Raw genomic sequence first — 22,928 nt, forward strand, 5'->3', positions numbered from 1 at the left:
TCGTTCAGAGTTGCGATATATGCTAATAGGCGTAATAATGTCGGTGCACTCCCGAATTGTTCAATAAGGATTTGTTAGATGTCATCACTACTCAGCAATTACATGCAGAAAGAGCAGCAACTCAAGCAGCTCCAGAATGAGCTTGAGCGCCTGGAGAACGATGAGCGGCTCAAAGCCGAGCTTGAGTTCAAGACTAAGCTCGAGGAGCTCATGAAGGAGTTCGACAAGAGCGCGAATGATGTCATCGAGTTGCTCAACCCCAAGCCCGGTGCGGCGGCGCCCAAGGCTTCGGCACCCAGCGCCGGTGGGCGCCGCAAGCGCAAGCTCAAGATCTACAAGAATCCGAACACCGGCGAGGTGGTCGAGACTCGCGGTGGCAATCAGAAGACCCTGAAAGCCTGGAAGGACGAATTCGGTGCCGAGACCGTCGAGTCCTGGCTGGTGCGCACCGAGGACTGAGACCTTCGGCGTTTTCCATTGAAGCCATGATGCCGCCTCGATAGGCGGCATCATGTTGTCAGAGCAGCGGAATGCGCAGCTCGAGCACGCCGTGTTCCTGGAGCAGTTGTGGAGCCTCTCCGTTCAGCGGTGCACCGCTACCGGCGAGGCTGCGGCATGCCATGTCCAGTACGGCCGAATCGACCTGTCGGGTGCTGTCCAGGGTGATGCAGGCGAGTCGTCGTGCAGGTAGGTTCTGCAGACGGAAGGTTGGCGGTAGCGCCAGGTGGGACGTGGTGTCGTCGACTGCTACGCCGAGATCGAGACGCGGCAGGCCGCCTGCTATCAGCTGATCGTGAAAGACGGCCAGCGGCGAGGCCTGGTTGAGCGCCGAGGGGAGATCTTCGGCTCCCCAGGTGTGGTGCTGCCAGCCCTGCAGGTTCTCCAGGGGTTGCGGGTGATAGAGCCGGGTCAGGACCGCCTGGCGCCTTGGTAGCTCGCGAATCTGGTAGCTGAAGGTGGTGCTGTCGCTGCACTGCTTCTGCAATGTCAGGCGCAGACGCTGACGGTAGTGGCGTGGAGAATCGCCGTAGTAGCGCTGGAAGGCGCGCGAAAAGGCCGAGTGATTGCGATAACCGCAGACGGCAGCAATATGACTGATGTTCTGTGGTGTGTGGATCAGCAAGCGAGCCGCTTTTTCCAGGCGCAACTGGTCCCGGTAAGTGCCGGGGGAGACGCCGAAGCGCTTTCTGAAGCGACGCCTGATCTGCGAAGATGAGTATCCCATCCTCGTGGCGAGTTCTTCGATGCCTTGCTGGCTGTCCAGAGTTTCCTGGAGCCAGATTTCCGCTCGCATCATGTCCTGGCACATGGCCTTCCCCTCGAACTGCATAATAAACCCGTGCCTTGCTGATGCCTGTCGAGGCATATCCGGCCGACGCGCCGCCAGATCTCATGCCGGGATCGTCGGGTGTTCCATGTCTGGCCCGATTCTTGTTGTTATGGACGCTTATCGTATTCTTGCTTTATGCCGCTTAAAGGGGGTCGAAGGCAAGTTTGCCTTTTATCATTGATCGATTCAGCACATAATGGGGTCGAGTCACCCGCTCACAGGTGTCAGGCGAAGAGATTGGAGGTATACTGCGTGGGTTTCCTTATCAGGCCTCGGCCAGCGCTTTTCCTTCCCGGCCTGGGCCTTGAACCGACTGGTCACGAATGAAACAGCAAAAATTCCGAAAGCCCATGGATGAGCGTGAGAAGTTACGCAAGTTCCGTGAACTCGACGATGCCTTCGCCGAAGCGCTGCGCGAACTCGAGAGTCCCGGCCGTCAACTGGATATACCCACTGGTCCTCCCGTGCGCTCTATCGAGGAGCAGGAGACCGATGAGCAGTCACGTCAACAAGCCTTCGAGCGGCGCCTGAAGGATCTGATGAAAGATTATGCCTTGCCGGCCGAGAGCGTCAGCGAACTTCTCAAGACGCTTCAGTCGCTCGGTCGCATCGCCTGACGCGCAAGTCTGACGGCTTTAGTGACGATATCTATATACTCTCAGGCTGGGCAGAAAAGGCTCGTGCTCCAGCCGTTCGTCGCTGCGACGAGCGCGCGTGCGCTTCTCGGGTGGGTGCGGCGGCGGCAAGTTGTGACTCGGTAGGCGGCCGTCGTCTGCCGGTATGAAGAGCGGTAGCGCCACGTTCATGGCGCGTCGCGTGTGCCCGTCCTCCATTGGATCGCGGAAGAACAGGTTGGCTCGCATCAGCGGCGCCTGCCGCTGCACTTGGGCCAGAGGTTCGCTGTCGGGAATGCCGGCCAGTTGACGCAGCTGGATACGAACATGTGGCGCATCGGTGTCGAGGGCCAGCAGTTTCTGTTCGGCGTCGCGTACGCTCAAGCGCTTGATGGAGCGGCCGCTGGCGTACCAGGCGAGCCTTACCCGGGAGACCGGCGCCGGGGCCATGGGAATGGCTCGCCAGCACTGCTTGAGATGCAGTCGCGCCAGGCCGCTGCCGCGCAGATGATCGTGCAGCTCGGGATGGCGGAACGGTAGCACCGCCTTGACCTCGGGCAGCAGGCTGGGCACTTCCTCACGAATCTGGCCGAGCAGGCCGGCGAAGTCACGCTTGGCGGCGTTGACTTCTCTAGCGCTGGCCATGAGCGATGGCGTTGCCGCGATCAGGCCGACGTGACTACGCGTGCTGCGGCCGTCTTGACCATCCTGATACCAGAAGTCCAGCAGCGCCCGATGCAGCCAAGCGGCGTCGGCGCATGCTGCCTCGAAGGCCCAGGCTTCGCCGCCTTCACTGCGCCATGTGGTGGCCAGTGCCTCGCTGGCTTCGATCAGCGCGTCATAGGCGGCCTCCAGCCTGGCCAGCAGCTGGTATTCGGGAGCGGCACTCATCGCCTCAGCCGCCACCATCCCGGTCGGCCTGGGCCAGCCAGGCGTCGATATTGGCCTCGTCCATGGCCGGCTCGCCGGCGATTCGATGGGATTCGTCGGCCCAGGCGCCAAGATCGAGTAGCCGGCAGCGCTTGCTGCAGAAGGGGCGGTAGGGGTTGTCCTCGCTCCAGCGGACCGTCTTGCGGCACTGAGGGCAGGCGATCTCGAGGGGGCGGTCGGAATCGGCAGAGGGCATGCAATGTCTCTCGGTGGCTGGGGCGTTCTCGATGATGACAAGGATGGCGAATCCGCGTCCCGGGGGCAAATCCGCGTCACTTCCTTGGGGCGTGACGGCGGCCCCAAGCGTTGGCTGGCATCATGGCCTACCGGTCGCCAGCGCCCGGTAAAGACGGTCCAGTTCGGCGACTTGGCCAGTCAGGCCTGCCTTGTCAGTGTCATTGTCGAGTATGTCGTCGGCGCGGGCCAGGCGACGGTCGCGTGGCATTTGTGCAGCGACGATGGCGCGAGCTTGCGTCTCGTCCACGTCATCGCGGCTGGCGGTACGGCGAATCTGCAGTGACTCCGGCACGTCGATGACCAGCACGCGGTCGACGAGTTGGTGCTGCCCCGACTCGAATAGCAGCGGCGAGACCAGCAGCGCATAGGGATGCGCATGATTCCCGCGAAAGGCATCCAGCCGCTCGAGCAGGCGTTGGCGTATGCGCGGGTGTGTCACGGATTCCAGCCAGCGCCGCTCGCTTGGGTCGGCGAACACGATTTCGCGCAACGCGCGACGATCCAGTTCGCCGTCGGGCTGCAGCACGTGTTTGCCATAGCGTTCGGCGATAGCGGCCAGAGCCGGCTCGCCGGGCTCGACTACTTCGCGAGCCACGTCGTCGGCATCTACCCAGGGAATGCCCAGTGCGGCGAAGGCGCGGGCGACGGTGGACTTGCCGGAGGCGATGCCGCCGGTTACGCCAACGATCAGGGGCGTTTTGGACATATCACATCACCAGGGTCAGATAGGTCGCCATTAGCGGCTCGCCGAGCAGCAGCGCGATCCAGCCGGCTGCGGCGAGCCAGGGACCAAAGGGCATGGGGGCACCGCGTAGCCGGGGCACCGCCAGCTGGACCAGCACCCCGACGATCGCTCCGGCGCCGGCGGCCAGGATCAGCACCAGTGGCAGGTAGATCCAGCCCAGCCAAGCCCCCAGCGCTGCAAACAGCTTGAAGTCGCCGTAGCCCATGCCTTCCTTGCCGGTCACCGCCTTGAACAACCAGTAGAAGCTCCACAGCGAGAGATAGCCGGCCATGGCACCGATCACCGCAGATGGCAGCTGCAACGGCTGACACAGCAGTTGATAGAGCAGTCCGGCCCACAGCAGGGGGAGCGTCATGATGTCCGGTAGCAGTTGGGTGCGCAAGTCGATGACCGCCATGGCCAACAGGCTCAGGCACGCGGCGAGGATGAAGGTGCCCTCGAGCGTGGGGCCGAACAGGGCCGTCACTGCCAGGGTCAGCAGGGCGCCTGCCAGTTCCACCAGCGGGTATTGCAGGCTGATGCGGGTGTTGCAGTGGGCGCAGCGACCGCGTCGTTTCAGCCAGCCGAGCAGTGGCAGGTTGTCGTGCCAGGCGATCGGCGTCTCGCAGCGTGGACACAGTGAGCGAGGCGTGACCAGGTTGAAGGCTGACGCCGATTCGGTCTCCAGTTCCAGTGCCTGCCGCGCCTCGGCGCGCCACTCGCGCATCAGCATCACCGGCAGGCGCGTGATCACCACGTTGAGAAAGCTGCCGAGACACAGGCCGATGAAGGCTGTCAGCGGCCACAGCAGCTGAGGGGGCAAGTCGACAGGCAAAGGGCGCTCCGGATTCGCGAAGAGTGTCGGTGCACATTCTACGTTGCAGAGGCCGGCTTGTCCGGGATGGGGCATTGACGAGATGCTGTTGCATTGGAGCGCGAGACGGCAGGCCGAGAAGTGGACGGCGCTCTGGTTCACCGTAAACGACATGGCCGTGCTTTTCGCCCGCATGGTACCCAGCCATCTGTCACGGTGAGCCACCTTGTTCCGACGGATACTCAGACCGTATGCCAATGCCTCTCGTCGCTCATGGCTCGAAGGCGCGCTACCATGATCCTGGAAGTTCGACGGGGCGTAGGCTGTCGCAACAGGCGTCTTTGGTCTAGAATCGCCCCCCTTCATCCGTCAGGAAGGCGATCATGACCCAGACGCTTGGACCGGTGATGCTGGACCTGGAAGGGACACGGCTGCATGACGAGGAGCGAGAGCTGCTGGTGCAGCCGGCGGTTGGCGGGGTGATCCTGTTTGGCCGCAACGTCGAGAATGCCGACCAGGTCCGCGAGCTGTGCCGGTCGATTCGCGAGGTGCGTTCTGACCTGCTGCTGGCCATCGACCAGGAGGGTGGGCGCGTACAGCGCCTGCGCGAGGGTGTTACCCGGCTGCCCTCCATGTCGCGGCTAGGCCGCGAGTATCTGGCTGCTCCCGAAGTCGCTCGGCGCTTGTGCCAGGATGCCGGCTGGCTGCTCGGCATGGAGATGGCAGCCTGCGGGTTGGATCTCAGCTTTGCACCGGTGCTGGATGTCGATGCAGGACATTCCACGGTGATCGGCGATCGCAGCTTCGGTGGTGATCCCGAGATCGTGACCATTCTGGCCGCTGCCTTCATCGAGGGGCTCAACGAGGCCGGCATGGCGGCGGTTGGCAAGCACTTTCCCGGCCACGGAGGCGTGGCTGCGGATTCCCACCACGAGCTGCCGGTGGACGAGCGTCCGCTCGAGGCGCTGCGACAGCGCGACCTGATACCCTTCAATGCGCTGTCGTCTCGCCTGGGGGGTGTGATGCCGGCGCATGTGGTGTATTCGGCGTTCGATCATCGGCCGGCGGGGTTCTCGCCCGCCTGGCTGGGCATGCTGCGCGAGTCGCTGGGCTTCAAGGGCGCCATCTTCTCCGACGATCTCAGCATGGCGGGTGCCCGTACCGCCGGTGCGCCCGCAGAGCGAGCCCGTCAGGCCCTGGAAGCCGGATGCGACATGTTGCTGGTGTGCAACGATCGTGCCGCGGCCGTTGAGGTCGTGGCTGCCTGCGAGGGGCGTGCCAGCAAGCGTGTCGCCAAGCTGCGCTACGGGCGTGCCCGTCCCGAGCTCGATGCCCTCGGTGCGCTGTCCCGATGGCGCCGTGTGCATGCTCGCCTCGAGGCGATGGCCGCCGACTGACTCTTTCCCGAATGACGAACCACGACGAGCTTCCGATGCCCAAACTCGATGCCGATGCCCTCCCGTCCCTGGCGGACATGCGTGAGGTCATGGATTCCGCCGATTGCCTGATCAGCCAGCAAGAGGTCGAACGTGCTCTGGATCGCATGGCCGACGAGATAGCCCGTGATCTGGGCGACAAGCTGCCGGTCTTCTACTGCGTGATGAACGGCGGCCTGATCACCACCGGCCACCTTCTGACCCGGCTCGGCTTTCCCCTGGAAGTCGACTATCTCCACGCCACCCGCTACCGTGGCGGCATTCGCGGGGGCGAGCTGTTCTGGCGCGTCTCTCCGGAAATCCCCATGGCCGGCCGCCATGTGGTAATCGTCGACGACATTCTCGATGAAGGCGCGACGCTGGCCGCGATCCTCGACTACTGCCGTGAAGCAGGGGCCGCCAGCATCTCCACCGCCGTGCTGGTCGACAAGCGCCATGACCGCAAGGCCATGCCCGACCTCAAGGCCGATTACTGCAGCCTCGAAGTCGTCGACCGCTACGTCTTCGGTTTCGGCATGGACTACCAGGGCTACTGGCGCAACGCCCCGGGTATCTTTGCGCCCAAGGGGCTTTAGCCCGCTCTATCGAGCGGGAGCCTTAAGCTCGAAGCGTGAAGCTGGAAGAACAACACCCCCTTCGGTTTCCCGAAGGGGGTGTTGTGGTCTGTTGGTCTAGTTCACGCTGATTTCCAGCTTCCAGCTTCCAGCTTCCAGCTTCCAGCTTCCAGCTTCCAGCTTCCAGCTTCCAGCTTTCAGTCGAGTCCGAGCTCGTGCGTCGCTTCCTCGCGCATCTTGAATTTCTGGATCTTGCCGGTGACGGTCATCGGGAACTCGTCGACGAACTTCACGTAGCGGGGGATCTTGTAGTGGGCAATCTTGCCCTGACAGAAGGCCTTGAGCGCGTCCTCGTCGAGCGCTTCTCCCTCGCTGAGCTTGACCCAGGCCATGACTTCCTCGCCGTACTTTTCGTCGGGCACGCCGATGACCTGCACGTCGGAGATCGCCGGATGGGTATACAGAAAGTCCTCGATTTCGCGGGGATAGATGTTCTCGCCGCCGCGGATGATCATGTCCTTGATGCGTCCCACGATGGCCACATAGCCCTCGTCGTCCATGGTCGCCAGGTCGCCGGTGTGCATCCAGCCGGCCGGGTCGATGGCCTTGGCAGTCGCCTCTTCGTTGTTCCAGTAACCCAGCATCACGCTGTAGCCGCGAGTGCACAGTTCGCCGGTCTCGCCGCGGGGTATCACCGCTCCGCTGTCCGGGCTGACCAGCTTGACCTCCAGGTGAGGGTGGATGGCGCCCACCGTGGTCACTCGCTTGTCCAGCGGCGCATCGGTCTGGGTCTGCAGGCTGACTGGGCTGGTCTCGGTCATGCCATAGCAGATGGTGACTCCTTCCATGTGCATCTGGTCGATGACTCGACGCATCACCTCGATGGGGCAGATGGAGCCGGCCATGACGCCGGTGCGCAGGCTGGAGAGATCGAACGTCTCGAACTCTGGATGCTCCAGCTCGGCGATGAACATGGTCGGTACGCCGTAGAGGGCGGTGGCGCGCTCTTCGGCAACGCTCTGCAGGGTGGCATGGGGGTCGAAGCCATCGCCCGGGTAGATCATCGCCGCGCCGTGGGTCATGCAGCCCAGATTGCCCATCACCATGCCGAAGCAGTGGTAGAGCGGCACCGGGATCACCATGCGATCGGCCTCGCTGAGGCCCATAGTGCGCGCCACGAAGAAACCGTTGTTGAGGATGTTGTGGTGCGAGAGGGTAGCGCCCTTGGGTGCACCGGTGGTGCCCGAGGTGTACTGGATATTGATCGGTTCGTCGAACTGCAGGCCGTATTGGACTTCGGCCAGCCGCGAAGCGGGCACTTCGTCGGCGTAGGCGAGCATCCCTTCCCAGGTATACATGCCCGGTAGGGCACGCTCGGCGTCGAGGCAGATCACGCGCTCGAGGTCCGGTAGCACGGGGCTGTCGACGTGGGCCGGTGTGCCCTCGCTAAGCTCCGGCACCAGTTCGGCCAGGGTGGCCACGTAATCGGACGTCTTGAACGCGCCTTGCAGGATGAGCGTGGAGGTGCCCGATTGCTTGAGTGCGTATTCCAGCTCGTGGGTGCGATAGCTTGGGTTGATGTTGACCAGAATGGCGCCGAGCTTGGCGGTGGCGAACTGGGTGATGGTCCACTCGGCGCAGTTCGGCGACCAGATGCCGACTCGCTCTCCCTTGGTGACGCCCAGGGCCAGCAGCGCTCGGGCCGCCCGGTCTACCGCGCCCTGCAGGGTGCTCCAGCTGTAGCGCAGTCCCTGGTGGCGGCTGATCAGGGCATCTCTATCCGGGAAACGGGCGACGGTTTGGTCGAAGCAGTCGCCGATGGTCTGTCCCTTCAGGGGGGTGTCGCTGATGCCGCTGACGTAGCTGTTATGACGGGTTAGGCGTGACATGGTGGCTCTCGTTGTTGTGGCATGAACGCAGGGGGCGGGATGCGCGCCCCGGGGATCACGGCCCGGCCGGCATCAAGCGACGCTGCTGCAGGAACGTCGCTCGATGCTTTCAGTCTTCCTGGTCCAGGTGGCGCAACACCTCTCGCGCCCGCTGATCCACGTCGTCGATCTCCATGCGCATTAGGCGGATGTCCTCGAGCTGCTGCTCAAGATCGGCGCGCTTCTCCTTGAGAATCTCCAGCAGGCGTTTCAGCTGGCGCGCGTTTCCGTCGGGCATGGCGTCGTACATCATCACCACTTCCCGGATTTCGGCCAGCGAGAAGCCCAGACGCTTGCCGCGTAACGTCAGCTTGAGGCGCACGCGGTCCTTTTCGCGGTAGATACGCTTCTGGCCCTGCCGGCTCGGCGCCAGCAGTCCTTCCTGTTCGTAGAAGCGAATGGTGCGCGGCGTCACCTCGAACATTTTCGCCAGCTCGCCGATGCTGTAGGTACGCTGCTGCCGGGGCAGGGCGTCCGAACTGGCTTCCGGGGCCTGTGATGAGGTTCGACTCATGACGATCATTCCTGTAGCCGGGTGGTCCGCCGGCGGTTTCCCACCTCGTCAGGAAACCCTAGACGAGGTTTACGTTAACGTAAAGTGCTTGTTCGACCATGGGGTGATATGGGATAAACCAAGCAAGTGCTAGGTTGGTTGCCGTGGGCCGGTTGGCGATCGCCCCTGTGGCGCGCGGCTGGCCGGCGACCGACCCGGATCCCGTTCTCCCAAGCCGTATGACGAGAGGTTCCCATGGATTTTGCGCTTACCGATGACCAGAAGGCGCTGGCCGATGCCGCCGCCGATTTCGCCCGGGTCGAGCTGGCTGAGCACGCCGCCGACTGGGACGCGCGGAGCCATTTCCCGGTTGACGTGATCCGCCGCGCCGGCGAGGCCGGCTTCCTCGGCATCTACACGCCGGAGGAACAGGGCGGCCTGGGCCTGTCGCGTCTCGATGCGTCGCTGATCTTTGAGCAGCTTGCCCAAGGCTGCATCGCTACCACCGCCTACCTGACCATTCACAACATGGTGACCTGGATGGTCGCCAGTTGGGGGAGCGACGCCCTGCGCGAGCGCTATGTCTCGGCCATGATAGCCGGTGATGCCCTGGGCTCCTACTGTCTTACCGAGCCGGGCGCCGGTTCGGATGCCGCCAGCCTCAAGACCCGGGCGGTCAGGGAAGGCGATGAATATGTCATCAGCGGATCGAAGATGTTCATCTCCGGGGCCGGTGCCACCGACGTGCTGGTGGTGATGGCGCGCACCGGCGAGCCGGACAGCGGCGCCGCTGGCGTCTCGGCGATCCTGGTGCCGGCCGACGCCGAAGGCGTGGTGGTCGGCAAGAAGGAAGAGAAGATGGGCTGGAAGAGCCAGCCAACCTGCCTGATAAGCTTCGATGGCGTGAGGGTGCCGGTGGGCAACCGCCTTGGCGAAGAGGGCGAAGGCTTCAAGTTCGCCATGAAGGGGCTCGACGGCGGTCGATTGAACATCGCCAGCTGTTCCCTGGGGGCCGCACAGCAGGCGCTGACCCTGTCGCGCGACTACATGGCCGAGCGCAAGCAGTTCGGCCGGGAGCTGGCGAGTTTCCAGGCCCTGCAGTTCAAGCTCGCCGACATGGCCAGCGAACTCACGGCGGCCCGGCTGATGGTGCGCCATGCCGCCTGGCGGCTCGACCAGGGCGACCCCGAAGCCACTGCGCATTGCGCCATGGCCAAGCGCTTCGCCACCGACATGGGCTTTAACGTTTGCAACGAGGCTCTGCAACTGCACGGCGGCTATGGTTATATCCGCGAATATCCCCTGGAGCGGCTGGTCCGCGACACTCGGGTCCACCAGATCCTTGAGGGAACCAACGAGATCATGCGACTGATCGTCGCTCGTCGGCTGCTGGCCGACGGCGTCATCGAATCGCTTCAGTAACCGGACACCAGGAGAGACACTGATGTCGGACCTTGCGGTCAGTTTCGACGAATTGCCTACGTGTGGCGGCGGTCGGGTGGGCGTGGCCACTCTCAATGCCCCGAAGTCGCTCAATGCCCTGTCGCTGGAGATGATTCAGTCCCTCGCGGCCAAGCTCGAGGCCTGGGCAGTGGACCGCAGCGTGGTCGCGGTGTGGCTCGAGGGGGCCGGCGACAAGGCCTTCTGTGCCGGCGGCGACGTGGTAGCGCTGTACCGTTCCCTCGCCGAGGAGGGGGATGTCCGCGGTGCGGCGCGCGGCGGCCTGTTTCCCGAAACCTATTTCACCGCCGAATATCGGCTCGATCATCGTATCCATACCTATCCCAAGCCGCTGCTTGTGTGGGGCGATGGCATCGTCATGGGCGGCGGCCTGGGACTGATGGCCGGTGGCTTCCAGCGACTGGTCACCGAGACCACGCTGATCGCCATGCCCGAGATCACCATCGGCCTGTATCCCGACATCGGCGCCAGCTGGTTCCTCAATCGCATGCCCCCCGGTATCGGCGCCTATCTGGGGCTCACCGGCGCCCAGCTCAATGCCCGCGACGCCCTGGACTTGGGGCTGGCGGACCGCTTCGTGCCGCGTGAGCGCCGCGACGACCTGCTCGGCGCCCTGGCCGAGGCCGATTACGGCGACCGCGAGCCGGCCGACTGCCGGCTCGCCGTGCAGGGCGTGCTCGATCGCTTCGAGGCTCGCGGCGCCGCGCCAGAGGGCCAGGTTTGGCCGCGGCGCGACCACCTGCAGGCGTTGGTCGGCGAGGTCGGGCCCAGCGATGCCGTGGCGCGCATCCTGGCCGACGATCGCGATGACCCCTGGCTCTCGGCCAACCGAGCCCGACTGTCCAGCGGCTGCCCCATGACCGCCCATCTGGTATGGCGGATGCTGGAGCGCCACCGCCACTCCAGCCTGGCCGATGCCTTCCGCGACGAGCTCGGGCTCTCGGTGCAGTGCTGCCATCAGGGTGACCTGGCCGAGGGCGTGCGTGCCCTGCTGATCGACAAGGACAAGCAGCCGCGCTGGTCGCATGCCGATGTGGCCAGCGTGCCGGAGGCGGACATCCAGGCGATGCTGGCCTCGCCCTGGTCGAGCGAAGCGCACCCGTTGAGAGATCTCGGTGTGGGCCGCCGGGTCGGCTAGTCGATTCGCGCGATTGCCGTATTGCACAACAACATCAATAGCCTTCAGGAAGTGCTTCCTGTATCGGACTCAAGGAGCAACGCCATGACAATCGCCTTCATCGGACTCGGCAACATGGGCGCGCCGATGGCCGCCAACCTGCTGAGCGCCGGCTACGACGTCTGCGTCTTCGACCTGGTCGAGGACGCCGTGGCGGCGCTGGAGGGGCAGGGAGCCCGGCGCGCCGAGAGTGCCGCGGCCGCCTGTCGCGACGCCGAGGTGGTCATCTCCATGCTGCCTGCAGGCGCTCACGTGCGCGGGCTCTATCTCGGCAGCGACCAGGCGCCCGGGCTGCTCGACGACCTGACGCACCAGCCGCTGATCATCGATGCCTCGACCATCTCCCCGGACGATGCTCGCCTGGTCGGCGAGGCCGCGGCCGCACGCGGCCTGACTTACCTGGACGCCCCCGTCTCAGGCGGCATCGGCGGTGCCAAGGCCGGCACCCTGACTTTCATCGTCGGCGGTGATGCGGCCGGCTTCGAGAAGGCGACGCCGGTGCTCGAGGTCATGGGCAAGAATATCTTCCATGCCGGTGAGGTGGGTGCCGGCCAGGTGGCCAAGATCTGCAACAACATGCTGCTCGGTATCCTGATGAGCGGCACGGCAGAGGCATTGGCACTGGGCGTCAAGAATGGGCTGGATCCCGCTGTACTGTCCGAGATCATGAAGCAGAGCAGCGGCGGTAACTGGGCGCTGAATGTCTATAACCCCTGGCCGGGGGTGATGGAGGGTTCGGCGTCGTCCCGCGACTATCAGGGCGGCTTCCTCACCGACCTGATGGCCAAGGACCTGGGGCTTGCCTGGGAGCTGGCGCTCAAGACCCGTGCCAGCGTGCCCATGGGCTCCCAGGCTCGCAACCTGTTCGCCCTGCACAGCGCCCAGGGCAGCGGTCGGCTGGACTTCTCCAGCATCCAGACGCTGTATCGGGCGGGGGAGGAGTCCTAGCCTCGGGCGACGGGCGACGGGCGACGGGCGACGGGCGACGGGCGACGGGTAGTGCGTTGCCCGTGGCTCGCCACTCACCAGTCGCTATTACCCATGATGCAACTCTTCCCCGCCGTCAGAGAACGACGGCGGGGTATTGGCGCTGACGATCACGCACTCCCGCTCGCCGATGTTGCGAAAGCGGTGGGGCAGGCGTGAATCGAAGTAGTAGGCGTCGCCTTCCGACAGGACCTCCACCTCGCCGTTGACGGTGATCTCGATCTGGCCGGAGATCACCACGCCGCCTTCCTCGCCGTCGTGTTCGAGCATCTCTTCGCCGCTGTCGGAGCCCGGTGGATAGCGCTCGTGAAGCACCGACATGCGTCGATCCGGGCGTCGGGCGGCGACCAGCCGCCATGAGAGCTTGCCGTCGCCGATCTCGGTCAGCTCGCCGGCCTTGTAGAAAGGGCGGGGGTGGCTGGTTTCCTCCCCGGCGAAGAAGGCGCTGATCGACACCGGCAGGGCATCGAGGATCTTCTTCAACGAACTCACCGAGGGACTGACGCTGTTCTGTTCGATCAGCGAGATACTGCTGTTGGTGACCTGTGCGCGCTTGGCGAGCTCGCGCTGGGAAAGCCCCCGTTCCAGGCGCAGTTGGCGGAGGCGTGCGCCTACGTCGAAACCTTCATCCATTGATATCGTTCACGGTGCGTGCCGCGATCCTGCTCATGTCGGAGAATGGTATGTCGTGGAAAATTATTGACGGATGATACCGTTTGCAGGCCGTGGCGATAAGTCATGACGCCTCCGATGTCGCGATCGGCACCGAACCTGACCCTCTGGTCATGGAACCTGCGGCGAGGCTGAGGCATCATGAGGCCATGCCCGAACATCCTGCTGGAGCCTCGTTGTGATCCATCGTGACGCCCTCACCGGCCTGGTCCTGGCCGGTGGCCAGGGCCGACGCATGGGCGGCCGCGACAAGGGCCTCGCGCCTTTCGCCGGTCGCCCCCTGGTCTGCCATGCCCGCGCCCCCCTCGTCGGTCGTGTGGCGGAGCTGCTGATCAATGCCAATCGCCATGCCGATGCCTATACCGAGTGGGGCGATCGAGTCATCGGCGACGTCGAGGCGGGGTATCAGGGGCCGTTGATGGGTATCTACAGCGGGCTGCGGGCGGCGACCACCGACTGGGTCGTGGTAGTGCCCTGCGACAGTCCGTCGCTGCCGAATGACCTGGTCGCTCGTCTGGTCGGCGGCCGTGGCAAGGCCGACATCGCCGTGGCCCATGATGGCGAGCGGTTGCACCCGGTGGTGGCACTAATCCGCCGCTCGCTGGCCGACGATCTGGCACAGGCGCTGGCCGCCGGCGAACGCAAGATTGATCGCTGGTATGCGCGTCACGCCTGGCAGCCCGTGGATATGTCGGACTGCGTCGAGGCCTTTGCCAACCTCAACACCGAGGCCGATCGTCGGCGTCTCGAGGAGGCGCGGCCATGAGCGACGCGAACGCTGGCCCGCTGCCGCTGCTGGATGACTTGCCGCTGCTGGGCATCGCCGCCTGGAGCGGTACCGGCAAGACCACCCTGCTGGAGCGGCTACTGCCGGCGCTGCGTCAGCGTGGGCTTCGGGTGGCGGTGATCAAGCACGCCCACCACGCCTTCGACGTGGACCAGCCTGGCAAGGACAGCCATCGGCTGCGCCAGGCCGGCGCCGAGCCGATGCTGGTGGCTTCCGGGGCGCGGATCGCGTTGATGATGGAAACGCCAGACCGCGAGGAGGCCGATCTTGCCGAGCTGGTCGCCATGGTGCGGCCTCAGGCGCCGGACCTGGTGCTGGTAGAGGGCTTCAAGGCCTGGCCGTTGCCCAAGCTGGAGCTCTACCGTGAAGACGTGGGCAAGCCGCTGCGGGCCGCCGAGGATGGCTGGATCAAGGCGGTGGCCAGCGATGGTGCGCCGCCCCTGCCGGCTGGGGTGGAGGCGCTGGATCTCAACGACCTCGAGCGACTTGCCGACTGGGTGGCCGCCTGGCCCGGACGCTGGTCCGACCAGCGTCGGCCGCGCCACGAGGAGCCTCGGGCATGACGCTTTCCTGCTTCGAACTCGGCGAGCACATGCTGACACCGGATGAGGCGCGCAAGGCCCTGGCCGAGCTGGTTGCCGACGTTCTGCCCGCGGAGCGGTTGCCCCTCGATGACCTGCTCGGTCGGGTGCTGGCCGAGGAGGTGATCTCCCCCATCGACGTGCCACAGAACACCAATGCCGCCATGGATGGCATCGCCCTGGCCTGGCCAGAGCAGGGCGAGCCGCCGGTTCGCTGGCGGCTGGTCGGCGAAGTGCTGGCGGGGCATCGCCGCGAGGTCCCGTTGGCGCCGGGCGAGTGCGTGGCGATCACCACCGGCGCGCCGCTGCCGCCGGGCGCCGATACGGTGATCATGCGCGAGCAGCTGCGTGAGATGGCAGCAGAGGTGAGCGTCGACCGACCCGAGGCCGTGCGTCGTGGCCAGCACGTGCGCCAGGCCGGAGAAGATATCGCTCACGGCCAGCGTGCCCTGACCATCGGTCACCGGCTCGGTGCCGCCGAACTGGGGCTTGTGGCATCACTTGGCCTTGCTGACGCGGTGGTGTTCCGCCGCCCCCGGGTGGCGATCTTCTCCACCGGCGATGAAGTGACCGCGCCAGGGGAGCCGTTGCCTGCGGCTGGCATCTATGACGCCAACCGTTTCAGCCTGCATGGCCTGCTGAGGGAACACGGCGCCGAGGTGATCGACCTCGGCATCCTGAGCGACGATCCCGCGGCCGTCGTCGCGGCACTGGAAGAGGCCGCTCGATGCGCCGATCTGGTGCTGACCAGTGGCGGCGTATCAGTGGGCCAGGCGGATTACACACGGCAGGCGCTGGAGACAGTGGGCCAGCTGGCCTTCTGGCGTATTGCCATTCGCCCCGGTCGGCCGCTGGCCTGCGGCGTACTCGGCGCTCGCCAGGTGCCGTTCCTCGGCCTGCCCGGCAACCCGGTGGCGGTGATGGTGACGTTCCTGCAGTTCGTCGCGCCGCTGCTGAGGCGGCTGCAGGGACGTGCCGATTTCGAGCCCGAACGAGAGTACGCCCTGGCCGACGCACCGCTGAGAAGCCGCTCTGGCCGCACCGACTACCTGCGCGGCATCCTCCGCAGCGATGAGCATGGCCGGCGCTGGGTGCGACCGACCGGTGCGCAGGGCTCCGGCATCCTGTCCTCGATGGTGGCCGCCGATTGCCTGATCGAGCTCGACGCGACCCGCGGGTCGGTCGAGCCCGGCGAAGCGGTGGTCATTCAACCCCTTTCCCGATTGTCATGAGGCCCCTTTCATGAGCCTGACCCACCTCAATGCCCGCGGCGAAGCCCACATGGTCGATGTCGGTGACAAGCCCGAGACTCACCGCGAGGCGAGTGCTTCCGGCGTGATCCACATGCGCACCGCGACCCTGGCGTTGCTCGCCGACGGCGGTCTGCCCAAGGGCGACGTGCTGGCGACGGCGCGGATCGCCGGCATTCAGGCCGCCAAGCGGACCCACGAGCTGATCCCGCTGTGTCATGCGCTGCCCCTCTCCAAGGTCAGCGTGGCGTTCGAGCTGGACGAGGCCAACGCCTGCGTGCGGGTCACCGCCAGCTGCCGGCTGACCGGCCGCACCGGGGTCGAGATGGAGGCGTTGACGGCCGTGTCGGTGGCCTGTTTGACGCTCTATGACATGTGCAAGGCGGTGGACAAGGACATGGAAATTGGCGAGATCCACCTGGATGCCAAGAGCGGAGGCCGCTCCGGCGATTACCGTCGCGATATGGGGCTCGGTGAAGCGCCTATCGTCACCGGTGAGGGCGAGGCCGGCGAGGTGACCCTGGGGGCTCGCTGTGTGCTGGATGAGCCCTGCGTACTGGTCAAATGCCTGGCCGAACTGCGTGAGCGCCTCGGTGTCGGCGAAGTGTCTGTGCCGTTCGAATCGCTCGAGCGTGCCGACGTGGGCGGGCTCAAGGCGGCGCTGAAGGCCATGGATCCTCGCTTCGCCGGCCTCGAGGAAGGGCGCGTGCTATGTGCCGTCAATCAGGTGATGGCAGGCAATGCCACGCCGCTGACCGCCCAGGACGAGGTTGCCTTCTTTCCCCCGGTCACCGGAGGCTGAATATGTCACGTGTGCGCGTACAACAACAAACTTTCGACGCCGGCGCCGTGCAGCGAGAAGTGCTCGCAGAGCGCACCGATATCGGCGCGGTGGTCAGCTTCACCGGCCTGGTACGTGATTTCAACGAACGACCTGACATCGAAGCGCTGAGCCTGGAGCATTATCCGGGCATGACCGAATCGGCCCTCGAGTCGATCGCCGACGAGGCCGAGTCGCGTTGGCCGCTTCAGGGCATCAGGGTGATTCACCGGGTTGGGCGTCTGGCCCCCGGGGATCCCATCGTGTTAGTGGTAGTCGCCAGTGCCCACCGGCGCGCCGCCTTCGAGGCCTGCGATTTCATCATGGATTACCTCAAGACCCGTGCGCCCTTCTGGAAGAAGGAGCACTCCGCCAGCGGCGACTATTGGGTGGCCGAACGTGAGACCGATCATCAAGATGCCAGACGCTGGGAGACTTCATCATGACCGACGAACTCATCGACGATTTCGGCAGGCGAGTGCGCTATGTCCGCATCTCGGTCACTGATCGGTGTGATTTTCGCTGCGTCTATTGCATGAGCGAGGAGATGACCTTCCTGCCACGCGCCCAGGTGCTCACTCTCGAGGAGCTGTCACTGGTGGCGAGGGCCTTTACCGAACTTGGCGTGGAGAAGATCCGCCTGACGGGAGGCGAGCCGCTGGTTCGCCGGGACATCGATCGCCTGGTGGCGGACATCGGTGCGCTGCCGGGGCTCAGGGACTTCGCCATGACGACCAACGGTGCCAGCCTTCCCAAGTATGCCGAGCGGCTGCGGGAAGGGGGGCTCCAGCGTCTCAATATCAGCATCGATTCCCTCGACAAGGAGCGCTTCCGTCGACTGACCCGCACGGGGGATCTGGACAAGGTGATCGATGGCATCCGTGCGGCCAAGGCGGTCGGCTTTGATCGGATCAAGCTCAATGCGGTCATTCTCAAGGGGCGTAACGACGACGAAGTCGTCGAGCTGGTGGACTTCGCTCGTCGCGAAGGGCTCGACATCAGCTTCATCGAGGAAATGCCCCTGGGAGATGTCTCGGACCATACTCGCGACGAGACCTTCTGTTCCAGCGATGACGTCCAGGCACTGATCGAGGCGCGTCATCGCCTGGTGCCCACCACCGAGTCGACGATGGGACCATCCCGCTATTTTCAGATGCCCGATAGCGATACACGGGTTGGCTTCATCTCGCCGCACAGCCATAACTTCTGCGCCAGCTGCAATCGCGTCCGGGTCACTGTGGAAGGGCGCCTGTTGCTATGCCTCGGTAATGAACACTCGGTGGATCTTCGTGCCGTGCTGCGTCGCCATCCCGGCGATATCGATGCCCTCAAGGAAGCCATCGTGGCTGCCATGCCTCTCAAGCCTGAGCGGCATCATTTCACCACCGACGGCGATGTGCAGGTAGTGCGCTTCATGAACATGACCGGGGGGTAGTTATCCAGCAATGAGCGAGGGTGGTGCATGGAACGCTGCCCTCGCTGCTTTCTTCCTTTCTACCAATACCTAGGGTTTTTCGGTTTGATCGCCACTCCTCCCGCCTGGTCTTTCTATATCATCTGGATGTATTTTTGTGTCGCTTTTCTTGCCAAAGTGACAGCGGCGCATATACTTTTCCGTACATCGGTCACATATAGGCCGTGCGTCAATTTTCTTCATGGAGAGGGCAATGTCAGAACATACCCTGGAGCGCATCGCTCGCAACAAGAACGTCGCCCGAGCGGCGGCGCGTCAACTCAGCATGGAGCAACTCCACAAGCTGGCCGAGGTGATCGGCGAGGTCATCGAGCAGAAGCACGACGAAGAGCGTCAGCGCCAGGAAGAAGAGGCTCTCAAGGCTCGCAAGCTTGCCGAAATTCGTGAACAGATCAACGAGGCCGGCCTGTCGATCGAGGATCTGGTCCCCGAACAGCCGCAGCGCAAGCGTGGGCGTCCGCCGAAGAAGGCTGCCGACAAGGCGTGAAGCCAGCGCCAATGCACGCGCGCCATTTGGCAATGACAAGCGCAGCGTGATACGTAAACCCCGAAGGTCACGACCTTCGGGGTTTGTCGTTGCTCAGGGCCATGCCATCCGGGATGACTCACCACTCACTACCCTTATCCCGGCATCTCGGCTTCTGCGGCGAGTATCTGCAGATGGATCTCTGGCATGCGGCGTAGATGGTCGCCGAACCAGGCGAGCATGCGGGGGCGCAATGCCAGTCGCAGCTCGGCGAGCGATTCCACCCGAATGTCATCGAGACAGTCGTCGAGCCAGTCGCTGAAGGCATCTTCGTCCAGCGGACTAGCGTCACTGGTATCCAGCAGCAGGCGGCCGATACGCGTCCAGCCGCCGTTGGTGGCGGCGGTGACCGTCAGGGCCAGGTACAGCTGGCCATGTCGGTGTTCGGCGCTGCCGCCGAGACCTGGCAGCCTGGCCACCTCGTCCTGGTGAATGATACGTGGCGTCTGGGGATGACGCTTGTCTAGATGCAGGCCCTCGGCGTCCAGGCGGATCATGTCGCCATTGCGGGGGATCAGCGGGGCCATGATGCCGAGTGCCGTGGCCACTTCCTGATGAGCCTGCTGATGGCGGGATTCGCCATGTACCGGCAGTAGGTGCCGGGGGCGGACCCAGCCATACAGGGTGGCGAGCTCTTCCTGGGCAGGATGGCCCGAGGCGTGCAGTTCCGCATGGTTGGTCTCGTCCAGCAGCGATACGCCGAGTCGTGTCAGGCCTCGCTTGAGGCGCTCGATCAGCCGTTCGTTGCCCGGGATGGCCTTGGAGGAGAAGATGACGCTGTCGCCGGGTTCAAGCTCGAAATGCGGGTGCCGACCCTTGGCGAGCCGCGACAGCGCCGCGCGGGGTTCCCCTTGGCTGCCGGTCGCGATCACCAGTACCTCGTCGGGTGGCAGGTAGCCGAGGTCGGTGACCGGGACCAGGGGCGGCAGGTCGTCCAGGTAGCCGAGCCCCCGGGCCACGCCGACCATCCGCTCCATCGAGCGCCCCATCAGGCTGATCCGGCGGCCACAGCGCTCGGCGGCGCGGCCAATGGCCAGCACGCGGGCCAGGTTGCTGGCGAAGCAGCTCACCACCACGCGCCCCTGGCAGCCGTCGATAGCCGCAGCGAGAGCGTCGGCGACTAGCCCCTCGCTGCGCGAGTGCCCTGGCACGGGAGCGTTGGTGGAATCACCCACCACCAGGTCGACCGGGGCCAGGGCGCGGTAGGTCTCGGAATCTACGGTGGGGCCGATCAGCGGAGCCGGATCGAGTTTCCAGTCTCCCGTGTGCAACACCCGATGGCAGCCGGCAGCGATCAGCAGTGCGCAGCTCTCGGGAATCGAGTGGGTCAGCGGCAGGTAGCGCAGAGTGAAGGCACCGACGCTCAGCGCCTCTCCGGGTTCGATGACCTGGATGGCCTGCTGGCTGAGGCCGCGCTCGGCGAACTTGGCGCGTAGCAGGCCGGCCGCCAGAGGAGTGGCGTGGATCGGACATCCCCACTGGGGCCACAGCCAGGCGGCAGCGCCGATATGATCTTCGTGGCCGTGGGTGATGATCAGCGCCTCAGGCGTGATGTCCAGCGTGCCGAGGGTCGACAGGTCAGGTACCTGAAGCGGGCTGTCGGGCAGATCCTGGCGGATCATCATGCCGCAATCCACGGCGATCCAGCTTTCCTCGTGGTTCTTCTCCCCGTAGCCGTAGAGGTTGAGGTTCATGCCAATCTCCCCGCAGCCCCCCAGCGGCAGGAAACGCAGGGGAGGGCGGCGGCGGGGGCGAATCTGGACGCGGGGTTGAGGCATCGAGGGGCCGGAAACGGAAAATGTGGTTTTCACTATACGGGATCGTGGCGTTGGCCCACAACGCGACGGAATCACTGGTGTACGGGTCTGTCTTGCGCCGGGGATTTCGCTACAATGCAGGTCCGTTCGACACTTCCAGGGTTACGGTCTTTCGATGTCACACTATTACCGGCTCGTGGTTTCCTGCCCCGACAGATTGGGAATCGTCTCGCGCGTCTCCAGCTTCATTACCGGCCAGGGCGGTTCCATCACCGAAGCCAGCCAGCACTCCGACCTGGAGTCGGGGCGCTTCTTCATGCGCTACGTGATCCTGGCCGATTCCATCGGTATGTCTGCCGAGGCCTTGCGCGATGCCTTTTCACCTATTGCCGATGAATTCGGCATGGACTGGGCGCTGACCGATACCCATCAGCGTCGTCGCGTGGTACTGATGGTATCCCGCGAGAGCCACTGCCTGGTGGACCTGCTGTATCGCTGGACCGCCAATGAGCTCGACTGCGACATTGCCGCGGTGATTTCCAATCATGATGACATGCGCTCGCTGACCGAGTGGCACGGTATTCCCTACCATCACGTCCCGGTCGATCCCGACGACAAGTCGGTCGCTTTCGCCGAGGTGCAGCGTCTGGTTGACGAAACGCGGGCTGATTGCGTGGTGCTGGCGCGCTACATGCAGATCCTGCCGCCCAGCCTCTGCGAGCGATACGCCGGTCGCGTGATCAACATTCACCACAGTTTCCTGCCGTCCTTCGCCGGTGCCAAGCCTTACCATCAGGCGTATCAGCGTGGCGTCAAGCTGATCGGCGCCACCTGCCACTACGTCACCGAAGACCTGGATGCCGGTCCGATCATCGAGCAGGACATCCATCGTGTCAGCCACTGTCACACGCCCAACGATCTGGTGCGCTTTGGCCGCGACGTGGAGAAGGCCGTGCTTGCTCGCGGCCTGCGCTGGCATCTCGAGGATCGTGTGCTGGTGCATGGCAACAAGACGGTGGTCTTCGCCTAGATCGACGGCGAGGACGTAACGCAATCGGGAGCGGCGCGATGTCCTTTTCCGAGCCGGTGCTGGCGCCTTGGCTGCTGTGGCTGGGAAGCGGCATGTCGCTGGCCTTTCTCGGGCTGGCGCTGACACGTCGTCCGTGGCAGGCGCTACTGGTCGATCGTGCCCATCAGCATCGTTGGTTGGCGGCCACCGTCGTGGTCATGTTGCTGTGGCAGCTCAGGGCCCAGGCGGTGGAGTGGCTGACCCTTCACCTGATGTTCACCGCCTTGCTGACGCTGCTGTTCAAGGCGCCGTTGGCGCTGGTGTCGGTGACCCTGGTGAACCTGGTCATGGTGCTGCTGGGCCGGGATGCCTGGTCACTGTTGGGCGTCAACGTGCTGGTGACTGGCGTGGTGCCGGTACTGATCATCAGCCTCGTCTGGCGATGGGTCGACCGACGCCTGCCCGATCATCTGATGGTCTTCCTGTTCGTCTGCGCCTTCTTCGGCTCGGCGCTCACTGCGCTGGGCAGCGGTTTGGCTGCGGTGGGATTGATGGCGCTGGGCGCCACCGATGCCGAGGCCATGCACCAGGCCCTGGAGTATGCCCGCTTCCTGCCGCTGCTGATGCCTTCGGAAGCCTTCATCACCGGCATGCTGATGAGCATCCTGATGGTGTATCACCCCGAGTGGGTCGCTACCTTCAACGCCCACCGCTATATCGATACTAAATAGCGAAGCCGGCAATAGGCAGTAGATCGCGCTCTCAGGTATCAATATGTTACAAGAAGCACCTCTACTGTAACTTTAGCTGAATTAGCAGTTGCTTTAAGCCTGTGATGTAACGATCGGTCGGCGCCAGTTTTGACACAGTATGGCCATCTTCGAAATGGCTCAGACCCGACATGACCATGACGGCTTCCCCTGTAGTGCGTTCTGCCAGGCTGATTCGCCGCCAGATGTTGAATGACCATCGTTTCTTTGGCGTCCACCAGCTTTGGTTCGCTTTGTTGATGACCCCGGTGATCAGCTACGGCCTGGCGCTTCGCTTCGATCCCACCGGCTGGTGGCTTGCCGGCTGCGGATTTCTGGTGGCGTGGGCGCTGGCGGAGCTGGTGTTCTTACCCCGGCGAATCGCTATTTATCGTCTGGCCAGCAAGGAAAGCAGCGATGAACGCTGGCAGGCTGCACGGCACCACGGGGTGCCGTTGCATGAAGTGCGGATCATGGATCGGATACGCTGAGCGACGGGCGACGGGCGACGGGCGACGGGCGACGGGCGACGGGCGACGGGCGACGGGCGACGGGCGACGGGCGACGGGCGACGGGCGACGGGCGACGGGCGACGGGCGACGGGCGACGGGCGACGGG

The 22,928-nt window shown here is 64.5% G+C and carries 26 protein-coding genes; 17 read left to right on the forward strand and 9 right to left on the reverse strand.

The genetic code is table 11. The features are described from left to right. Positions 1-78: 78 nt before the first annotated feature. Positions 79-459: a histone-like nucleoid-structuring protein, MvaT/MvaU family gene (locus tag ACGTN6_RS18305; RefSeq protein ID WP_394594400.1), complete on the forward strand. Its 381-nt coding sequence runs from the start codon at positions 79-81 to the stop codon at positions 457-459. A gap of 58 nt (positions 460-517) precedes the next feature. On the opposite strand, the gene ACGTN6_RS18310 is transcribed toward ACGTN6_RS18305, so the two are convergent. Next, positions 518-1,309 (reverse strand): helix-turn-helix transcriptional regulator, encoded by a 792-nt coding sequence (locus ACGTN6_RS18310; RefSeq protein WP_394594401.1) that lies wholly within the window; start codon positions 1,307-1,309, stop codon positions 518-520. Between the two features lie 371 nt (positions 1,310-1,680). On the opposite strand from ACGTN6_RS18310, the gene ACGTN6_RS18315 reads away from it, so the two are divergent. Continuing rightward, positions 1,681-1,947 (forward strand): hypothetical protein, encoded by a 267-nt coding sequence (locus tag ACGTN6_RS18315; protein WP_394594402.1) that lies wholly within the window; start codon positions 1,681-1,683, stop codon positions 1,945-1,947. A gap of 18 nt (positions 1,948-1,965) precedes the next feature. Here ACGTN6_RS18315 and ACGTN6_RS18320 read toward each other — a convergent pair whose 3' ends face one another. From ACGTN6_RS18320 to ACGTN6_RS18335, 4 genes are all read right to left on the reverse strand, one after another. Further along, a complete protein-coding gene (locus tag ACGTN6_RS18320; protein ID WP_394594403.1) occupies positions 1,966-2,835 on the reverse strand; it encodes a DNA replication terminus site-binding protein in 870 nt (289 codons plus the stop codon). A 4-nt stretch (positions 2,836-2,839) separates the two neighbouring features. After that, positions 2,840-3,070 (reverse strand): DNA gyrase inhibitor YacG, encoded by a 231-nt coding sequence (yacG, locus tag ACGTN6_RS18325; RefSeq protein WP_394594404.1) that lies wholly within the window; start codon positions 3,068-3,070, stop codon positions 2,840-2,842. 120 nt (positions 3,071-3,190) lie between these two features. After that, on the reverse strand, positions 3,191-3,817 hold the full coding sequence (gene coaE, locus ACGTN6_RS18330) for a dephospho-CoA kinase (RefSeq protein WP_394594405.1): 627 nt from the start codon (positions 3,815-3,817) through the stop codon (positions 3,191-3,193). Position 3,818: 1 nt separating this feature from the next. Continuing rightward, on the reverse strand, positions 3,819-4,670 hold the full coding sequence (locus ACGTN6_RS18335) for a prepilin peptidase (RefSeq protein ID WP_394594406.1): 852 nt from the start codon (positions 4,668-4,670) through the stop codon (positions 3,819-3,821). Positions 4,671-5,032: 362 nt separating this feature from the next. On the opposite strand from ACGTN6_RS18335, the gene nagZ reads away from it, so the two are divergent. Together nagZ and ACGTN6_RS18345 are read left to right on the forward strand one after the other, a co-directional pair. Next, on the forward strand, positions 5,033-6,046 hold the full coding sequence (gene nagZ, locus ACGTN6_RS18340; protein ID WP_394594407.1) for a beta-N-acetylhexosaminidase: 1,014 nt from the start codon (positions 5,033-5,035) through the stop codon (positions 6,044-6,046). A gap of 35 nt (positions 6,047-6,081) precedes the next feature. Continuing rightward, the gene (locus ACGTN6_RS18345) at positions 6,082-6,660 is read left to right on the forward strand and encodes a hypoxanthine-guanine phosphoribosyltransferase (RefSeq protein ID WP_394594408.1); all 579 of its coding nucleotides are present in this window, start codon (positions 6,082-6,084) and stop codon (positions 6,658-6,660) included. Positions 6,661-6,836: 176 nt separating this feature from the next. On the opposite strand, the gene ACGTN6_RS18350 is transcribed toward ACGTN6_RS18345, so the two are convergent. Beyond that, complete coding sequence (locus ACGTN6_RS18350; protein WP_394594409.1) at positions 6,837-8,528, reverse strand: AMP-binding protein; 1,692 nt, start codon at positions 8,526-8,528, stop codon at positions 6,837-6,839. Positions 8,529-8,637: 109 nt separating this feature from the next. Then, positions 8,638-9,081: a MerR family transcriptional regulator gene (locus tag ACGTN6_RS18355; RefSeq protein WP_183388396.1), complete on the reverse strand. Its 444-nt coding sequence runs from the start codon at positions 9,079-9,081 to the stop codon at positions 8,638-8,640. A gap of 234 nt (positions 9,082-9,315) precedes the next feature. Here ACGTN6_RS18355 and ACGTN6_RS18360 point away from each other — a divergent pair, with 234 nt between their 5' ends. The 3 genes from ACGTN6_RS18360 (at position 9,316) to mmsB (ending at position 12,646) form a co-directional block, all read left to right on the forward strand. Then, complete coding sequence (locus ACGTN6_RS18360) at positions 9,316-10,482, forward strand: acyl-CoA dehydrogenase family protein (protein WP_394594410.1); 1,167 nt, start codon at positions 9,316-9,318, stop codon at positions 10,480-10,482. A gap of 22 nt (positions 10,483-10,504) precedes the next feature. Continuing rightward, the gene (locus ACGTN6_RS18365; protein ID WP_394594411.1) at positions 10,505-11,659 is read left to right on the forward strand and encodes an enoyl-CoA hydratase/isomerase family protein; all 1,155 of its coding nucleotides are present in this window, start codon (positions 10,505-10,507) and stop codon (positions 11,657-11,659) included. A gap of 84 nt (positions 11,660-11,743) precedes the next feature. After that, positions 11,744-12,646 (forward strand): 3-hydroxyisobutyrate dehydrogenase, encoded by a 903-nt coding sequence (gene mmsB, locus ACGTN6_RS18370; protein ID WP_394594412.1) that lies wholly within the window; start codon positions 11,744-11,746, stop codon positions 12,644-12,646. Between the two features lie 87 nt (positions 12,647-12,733). Here mmsB and ACGTN6_RS18375 read toward each other — a convergent pair whose 3' ends face one another. Continuing rightward, positions 12,734-13,318 (reverse strand): cupin domain-containing protein, encoded by a 585-nt coding sequence (locus tag ACGTN6_RS18375; protein ID WP_394594413.1) that lies wholly within the window; start codon positions 13,316-13,318, stop codon positions 12,734-12,736. Between the two features lie 217 nt (positions 13,319-13,535). Between ACGTN6_RS18375 and mobA the strand changes: the two genes are divergently transcribed. The 7 genes from mobA to ACGTN6_RS18410 all read left to right on the forward strand — a co-directional run bounded on the left by mobA (position 13,536) and on the right by ACGTN6_RS18410 (position 18,756). Further along, positions 13,536-14,123, forward strand: a complete 588-nt coding sequence (gene mobA / locus ACGTN6_RS18380; protein WP_394594414.1) for a molybdenum cofactor guanylyltransferase MobA — start codon at positions 13,536-13,538, stop codon at positions 14,121-14,123. Then, positions 14,120-14,707 carry a molybdopterin-guanine dinucleotide biosynthesis protein B gene (gene mobB / locus ACGTN6_RS18385; protein ID WP_394594415.1) on the forward strand — a complete coding sequence of 196 codons (588 nt, stop codon included), beginning with the start codon at positions 14,120-14,122 and terminating at the stop codon, positions 14,705-14,707. The genes mobA and mobB overlap by 4 nt, the downstream gene beginning before the upstream one ends. After that, a complete protein-coding gene (moeA, locus tag ACGTN6_RS18390; protein WP_394594416.1) occupies positions 14,704-15,957 on the forward strand; it encodes a molybdopterin molybdotransferase MoeA in 1,254 nt (417 codons plus the stop codon). Before mobB ends, moeA begins: the two co-directional genes overlap by 4 nt. A 10-nt stretch (positions 15,958-15,967) precedes the next feature. Next, a complete protein-coding gene (gene moaC, locus ACGTN6_RS18395; protein WP_394594417.1) occupies positions 15,968-16,777 on the forward strand; it encodes a cyclic pyranopterin monophosphate synthase MoaC in 810 nt (269 codons plus the stop codon). Positions 16,778-16,779: 2 nt separating this feature from the next. Further along, the gene (moaE, locus tag ACGTN6_RS18400; protein ID WP_394594418.1) at positions 16,780-17,241 is read left to right on the forward strand and encodes a molybdopterin synthase catalytic subunit MoaE; all 462 of its coding nucleotides are present in this window, start codon (positions 16,780-16,782) and stop codon (positions 17,239-17,241) included. Then, positions 17,238-18,230 (forward strand): GTP 3',8-cyclase MoaA, encoded by a 993-nt coding sequence (moaA, locus tag ACGTN6_RS18405; protein WP_394594419.1) that lies wholly within the window; start codon positions 17,238-17,240, stop codon positions 18,228-18,230. Before moaE ends, moaA begins: the two co-directional genes overlap by 4 nt. A 232-nt stretch (positions 18,231-18,462) precedes the next feature. After that, the gene (locus tag ACGTN6_RS18410; RefSeq protein WP_183388385.1) at positions 18,463-18,756 is read left to right on the forward strand and encodes an H-NS family histone-like protein; all 294 of its coding nucleotides are present in this window, start codon (positions 18,463-18,465) and stop codon (positions 18,754-18,756) included. A gap of 134 nt (positions 18,757-18,890) precedes the next feature. Here the strand turns inward: ACGTN6_RS18410 and ACGTN6_RS18415 are convergent, their stop codons facing one another. Continuing rightward, complete coding sequence (locus ACGTN6_RS18415) at positions 18,891-20,489, reverse strand: ribonuclease J (RefSeq protein WP_394594420.1); 1,599 nt, start codon at positions 20,487-20,489, stop codon at positions 18,891-18,893. A gap of 238 nt (positions 20,490-20,727) precedes the next feature. Here ACGTN6_RS18415 and purU point away from each other — a divergent pair, with 238 nt between their 5' ends. The 3 genes from purU to ACGTN6_RS18430 all read left to right on the forward strand — a co-directional run bounded on the left by purU (position 20,728) and on the right by ACGTN6_RS18430 (position 22,801). Then, positions 20,728-21,582, forward strand: a complete 855-nt coding sequence (gene purU, locus ACGTN6_RS18420) for a formyltetrahydrofolate deformylase (RefSeq protein WP_183388384.1) — start codon at positions 20,728-20,730, stop codon at positions 21,580-21,582. 38 nt (positions 21,583-21,620) lie between these two features. Next, complete coding sequence (locus ACGTN6_RS18425; RefSeq protein ID WP_394594421.1) at positions 21,621-22,292, forward strand: energy-coupling factor ABC transporter permease; 672 nt, start codon at positions 21,621-21,623, stop codon at positions 22,290-22,292. Positions 22,293-22,462: 170 nt separating this feature from the next. Continuing rightward, positions 22,463-22,801 carry a hypothetical protein gene (locus tag ACGTN6_RS18430; RefSeq protein WP_394594422.1) on the forward strand — a complete coding sequence of 113 codons (339 nt, stop codon included), beginning with the start codon at positions 22,463-22,465 and terminating at the stop codon, positions 22,799-22,801. The last annotated feature ends 127 nt before the right edge of the window (positions 22,802-22,928 follow it).

Source organism: Halomonas sp. B23F22_20 (assembly GCF_043496985.1).
Taxonomy (GTDB): Bacteria; Pseudomonadota; Gammaproteobacteria; order Pseudomonadales; family Halomonadaceae; genus Halomonas.

What these genes read in the sequence shown, in the direction of transcription:
- ACGTN6_RS18305 (WP_394594400.1), top strand. Translation starts at nt 79, where the DNA reads ATGTCATCACTACTCAGCAATTACATGCAGAAAGAGCAGCAACTCAAG.
- ACGTN6_RS18310 (WP_394594401.1), bottom strand. Translation starts at nt 1,309, where the DNA reads ATGTGCCAGGACATGATGCGAGCGGAAATCTGGCTCCAGGAAACTCTG.
- ACGTN6_RS18315 (WP_394594402.1), top strand. Translation starts at nt 1,681, where the DNA reads ATGGATGAGCGTGAGAAGTTACGCAAGTTCCGTGAACTCGACGATGCC.
- ACGTN6_RS18320 (WP_394594403.1), bottom strand. Translation starts at nt 2,835, where the DNA reads ATGAGTGCCGCTCCCGAATACCAGCTGCTGGCCAGGCTGGAGGCCGCC.
- yacG (WP_394594404.1), bottom strand. Translation starts at nt 3,070, where the DNA reads ATGCCCTCTGCCGATTCCGACCGCCCCCTCGAGATCGCCTGCCCTCAG.
- coaE (WP_394594405.1), bottom strand. Translation starts at nt 3,817, where the DNA reads ATGTCCAAAACGCCCCTGATCGTTGGCGTAACCGGCGGCATCGCCTCC.
- nagZ (WP_394594407.1), top strand. Translation starts at nt 5,033, where the DNA reads ATGACCCAGACGCTTGGACCGGTGATGCTGGACCTGGAAGGGACACGG.
- ACGTN6_RS18345 (WP_394594408.1), top strand. Translation starts at nt 6,082, where the DNA reads ATGCCCAAACTCGATGCCGATGCCCTCCCGTCCCTGGCGGACATGCGT.
- ACGTN6_RS18350 (WP_394594409.1), bottom strand. Translation starts at nt 8,528, where the DNA reads ATGTCACGCCTAACCCGTCATAACAGCTACGTCAGCGGCATCAGCGAC.
- ACGTN6_RS18355 (WP_183388396.1), bottom strand. Translation starts at nt 9,081, where the DNA reads ATGAGTCGAACCTCATCACAGGCCCCGGAAGCCAGTTCGGACGCCCTG.
- ACGTN6_RS18360 (WP_394594410.1), top strand. Translation starts at nt 9,316, where the DNA reads ATGGATTTTGCGCTTACCGATGACCAGAAGGCGCTGGCCGATGCCGCC.
- ACGTN6_RS18365 (WP_394594411.1), top strand. Translation starts at nt 10,505, where the DNA reads ATGTCGGACCTTGCGGTCAGTTTCGACGAATTGCCTACGTGTGGCGGC.
- mmsB (WP_394594412.1), top strand. Translation starts at nt 11,744, where the DNA reads ATGACAATCGCCTTCATCGGACTCGGCAACATGGGCGCGCCGATGGCC.
- ACGTN6_RS18375 (WP_394594413.1), bottom strand. Translation starts at nt 13,318, where the DNA reads ATGGATGAAGGTTTCGACGTAGGCGCACGCCTCCGCCAACTGCGCCTG.
- mobB (WP_394594415.1), top strand. Translation starts at nt 14,120, where the DNA reads ATGAGCGACGCGAACGCTGGCCCGCTGCCGCTGCTGGATGACTTGCCG.
- moeA (WP_394594416.1), top strand. Translation starts at nt 14,704, where the DNA reads ATGACGCTTTCCTGCTTCGAACTCGGCGAGCACATGCTGACACCGGAT.
- moaC (WP_394594417.1), top strand. Translation starts at nt 15,968, where the DNA reads ATGAGCCTGACCCACCTCAATGCCCGCGGCGAAGCCCACATGGTCGAT.
- moaE (WP_394594418.1), top strand. Translation starts at nt 16,780, where the DNA reads ATGTCACGTGTGCGCGTACAACAACAAACTTTCGACGCCGGCGCCGTG.
- moaA (WP_394594419.1), top strand. Translation starts at nt 17,238, where the DNA reads ATGACCGACGAACTCATCGACGATTTCGGCAGGCGAGTGCGCTATGTC.
- ACGTN6_RS18410 (WP_183388385.1), top strand. Translation starts at nt 18,463, where the DNA reads ATGTCAGAACATACCCTGGAGCGCATCGCTCGCAACAAGAACGTCGCC.
- ACGTN6_RS18415 (WP_394594420.1), bottom strand. Translation starts at nt 20,489, where the DNA reads ATGAACCTCAACCTCTACGGCTACGGGGAGAAGAACCACGAGGAAAGC.
- purU (WP_183388384.1), top strand. Translation starts at nt 20,728, where the DNA reads ATGTCACACTATTACCGGCTCGTGGTTTCCTGCCCCGACAGATTGGGA.
- ACGTN6_RS18425 (WP_394594421.1), top strand. Translation starts at nt 21,621, where the DNA reads ATGTCCTTTTCCGAGCCGGTGCTGGCGCCTTGGCTGCTGTGGCTGGGA.
- ACGTN6_RS18430 (WP_394594422.1), top strand. Translation starts at nt 22,463, where the DNA reads ATGACCATGACGGCTTCCCCTGTAGTGCGTTCTGCCAGGCTGATTCGC.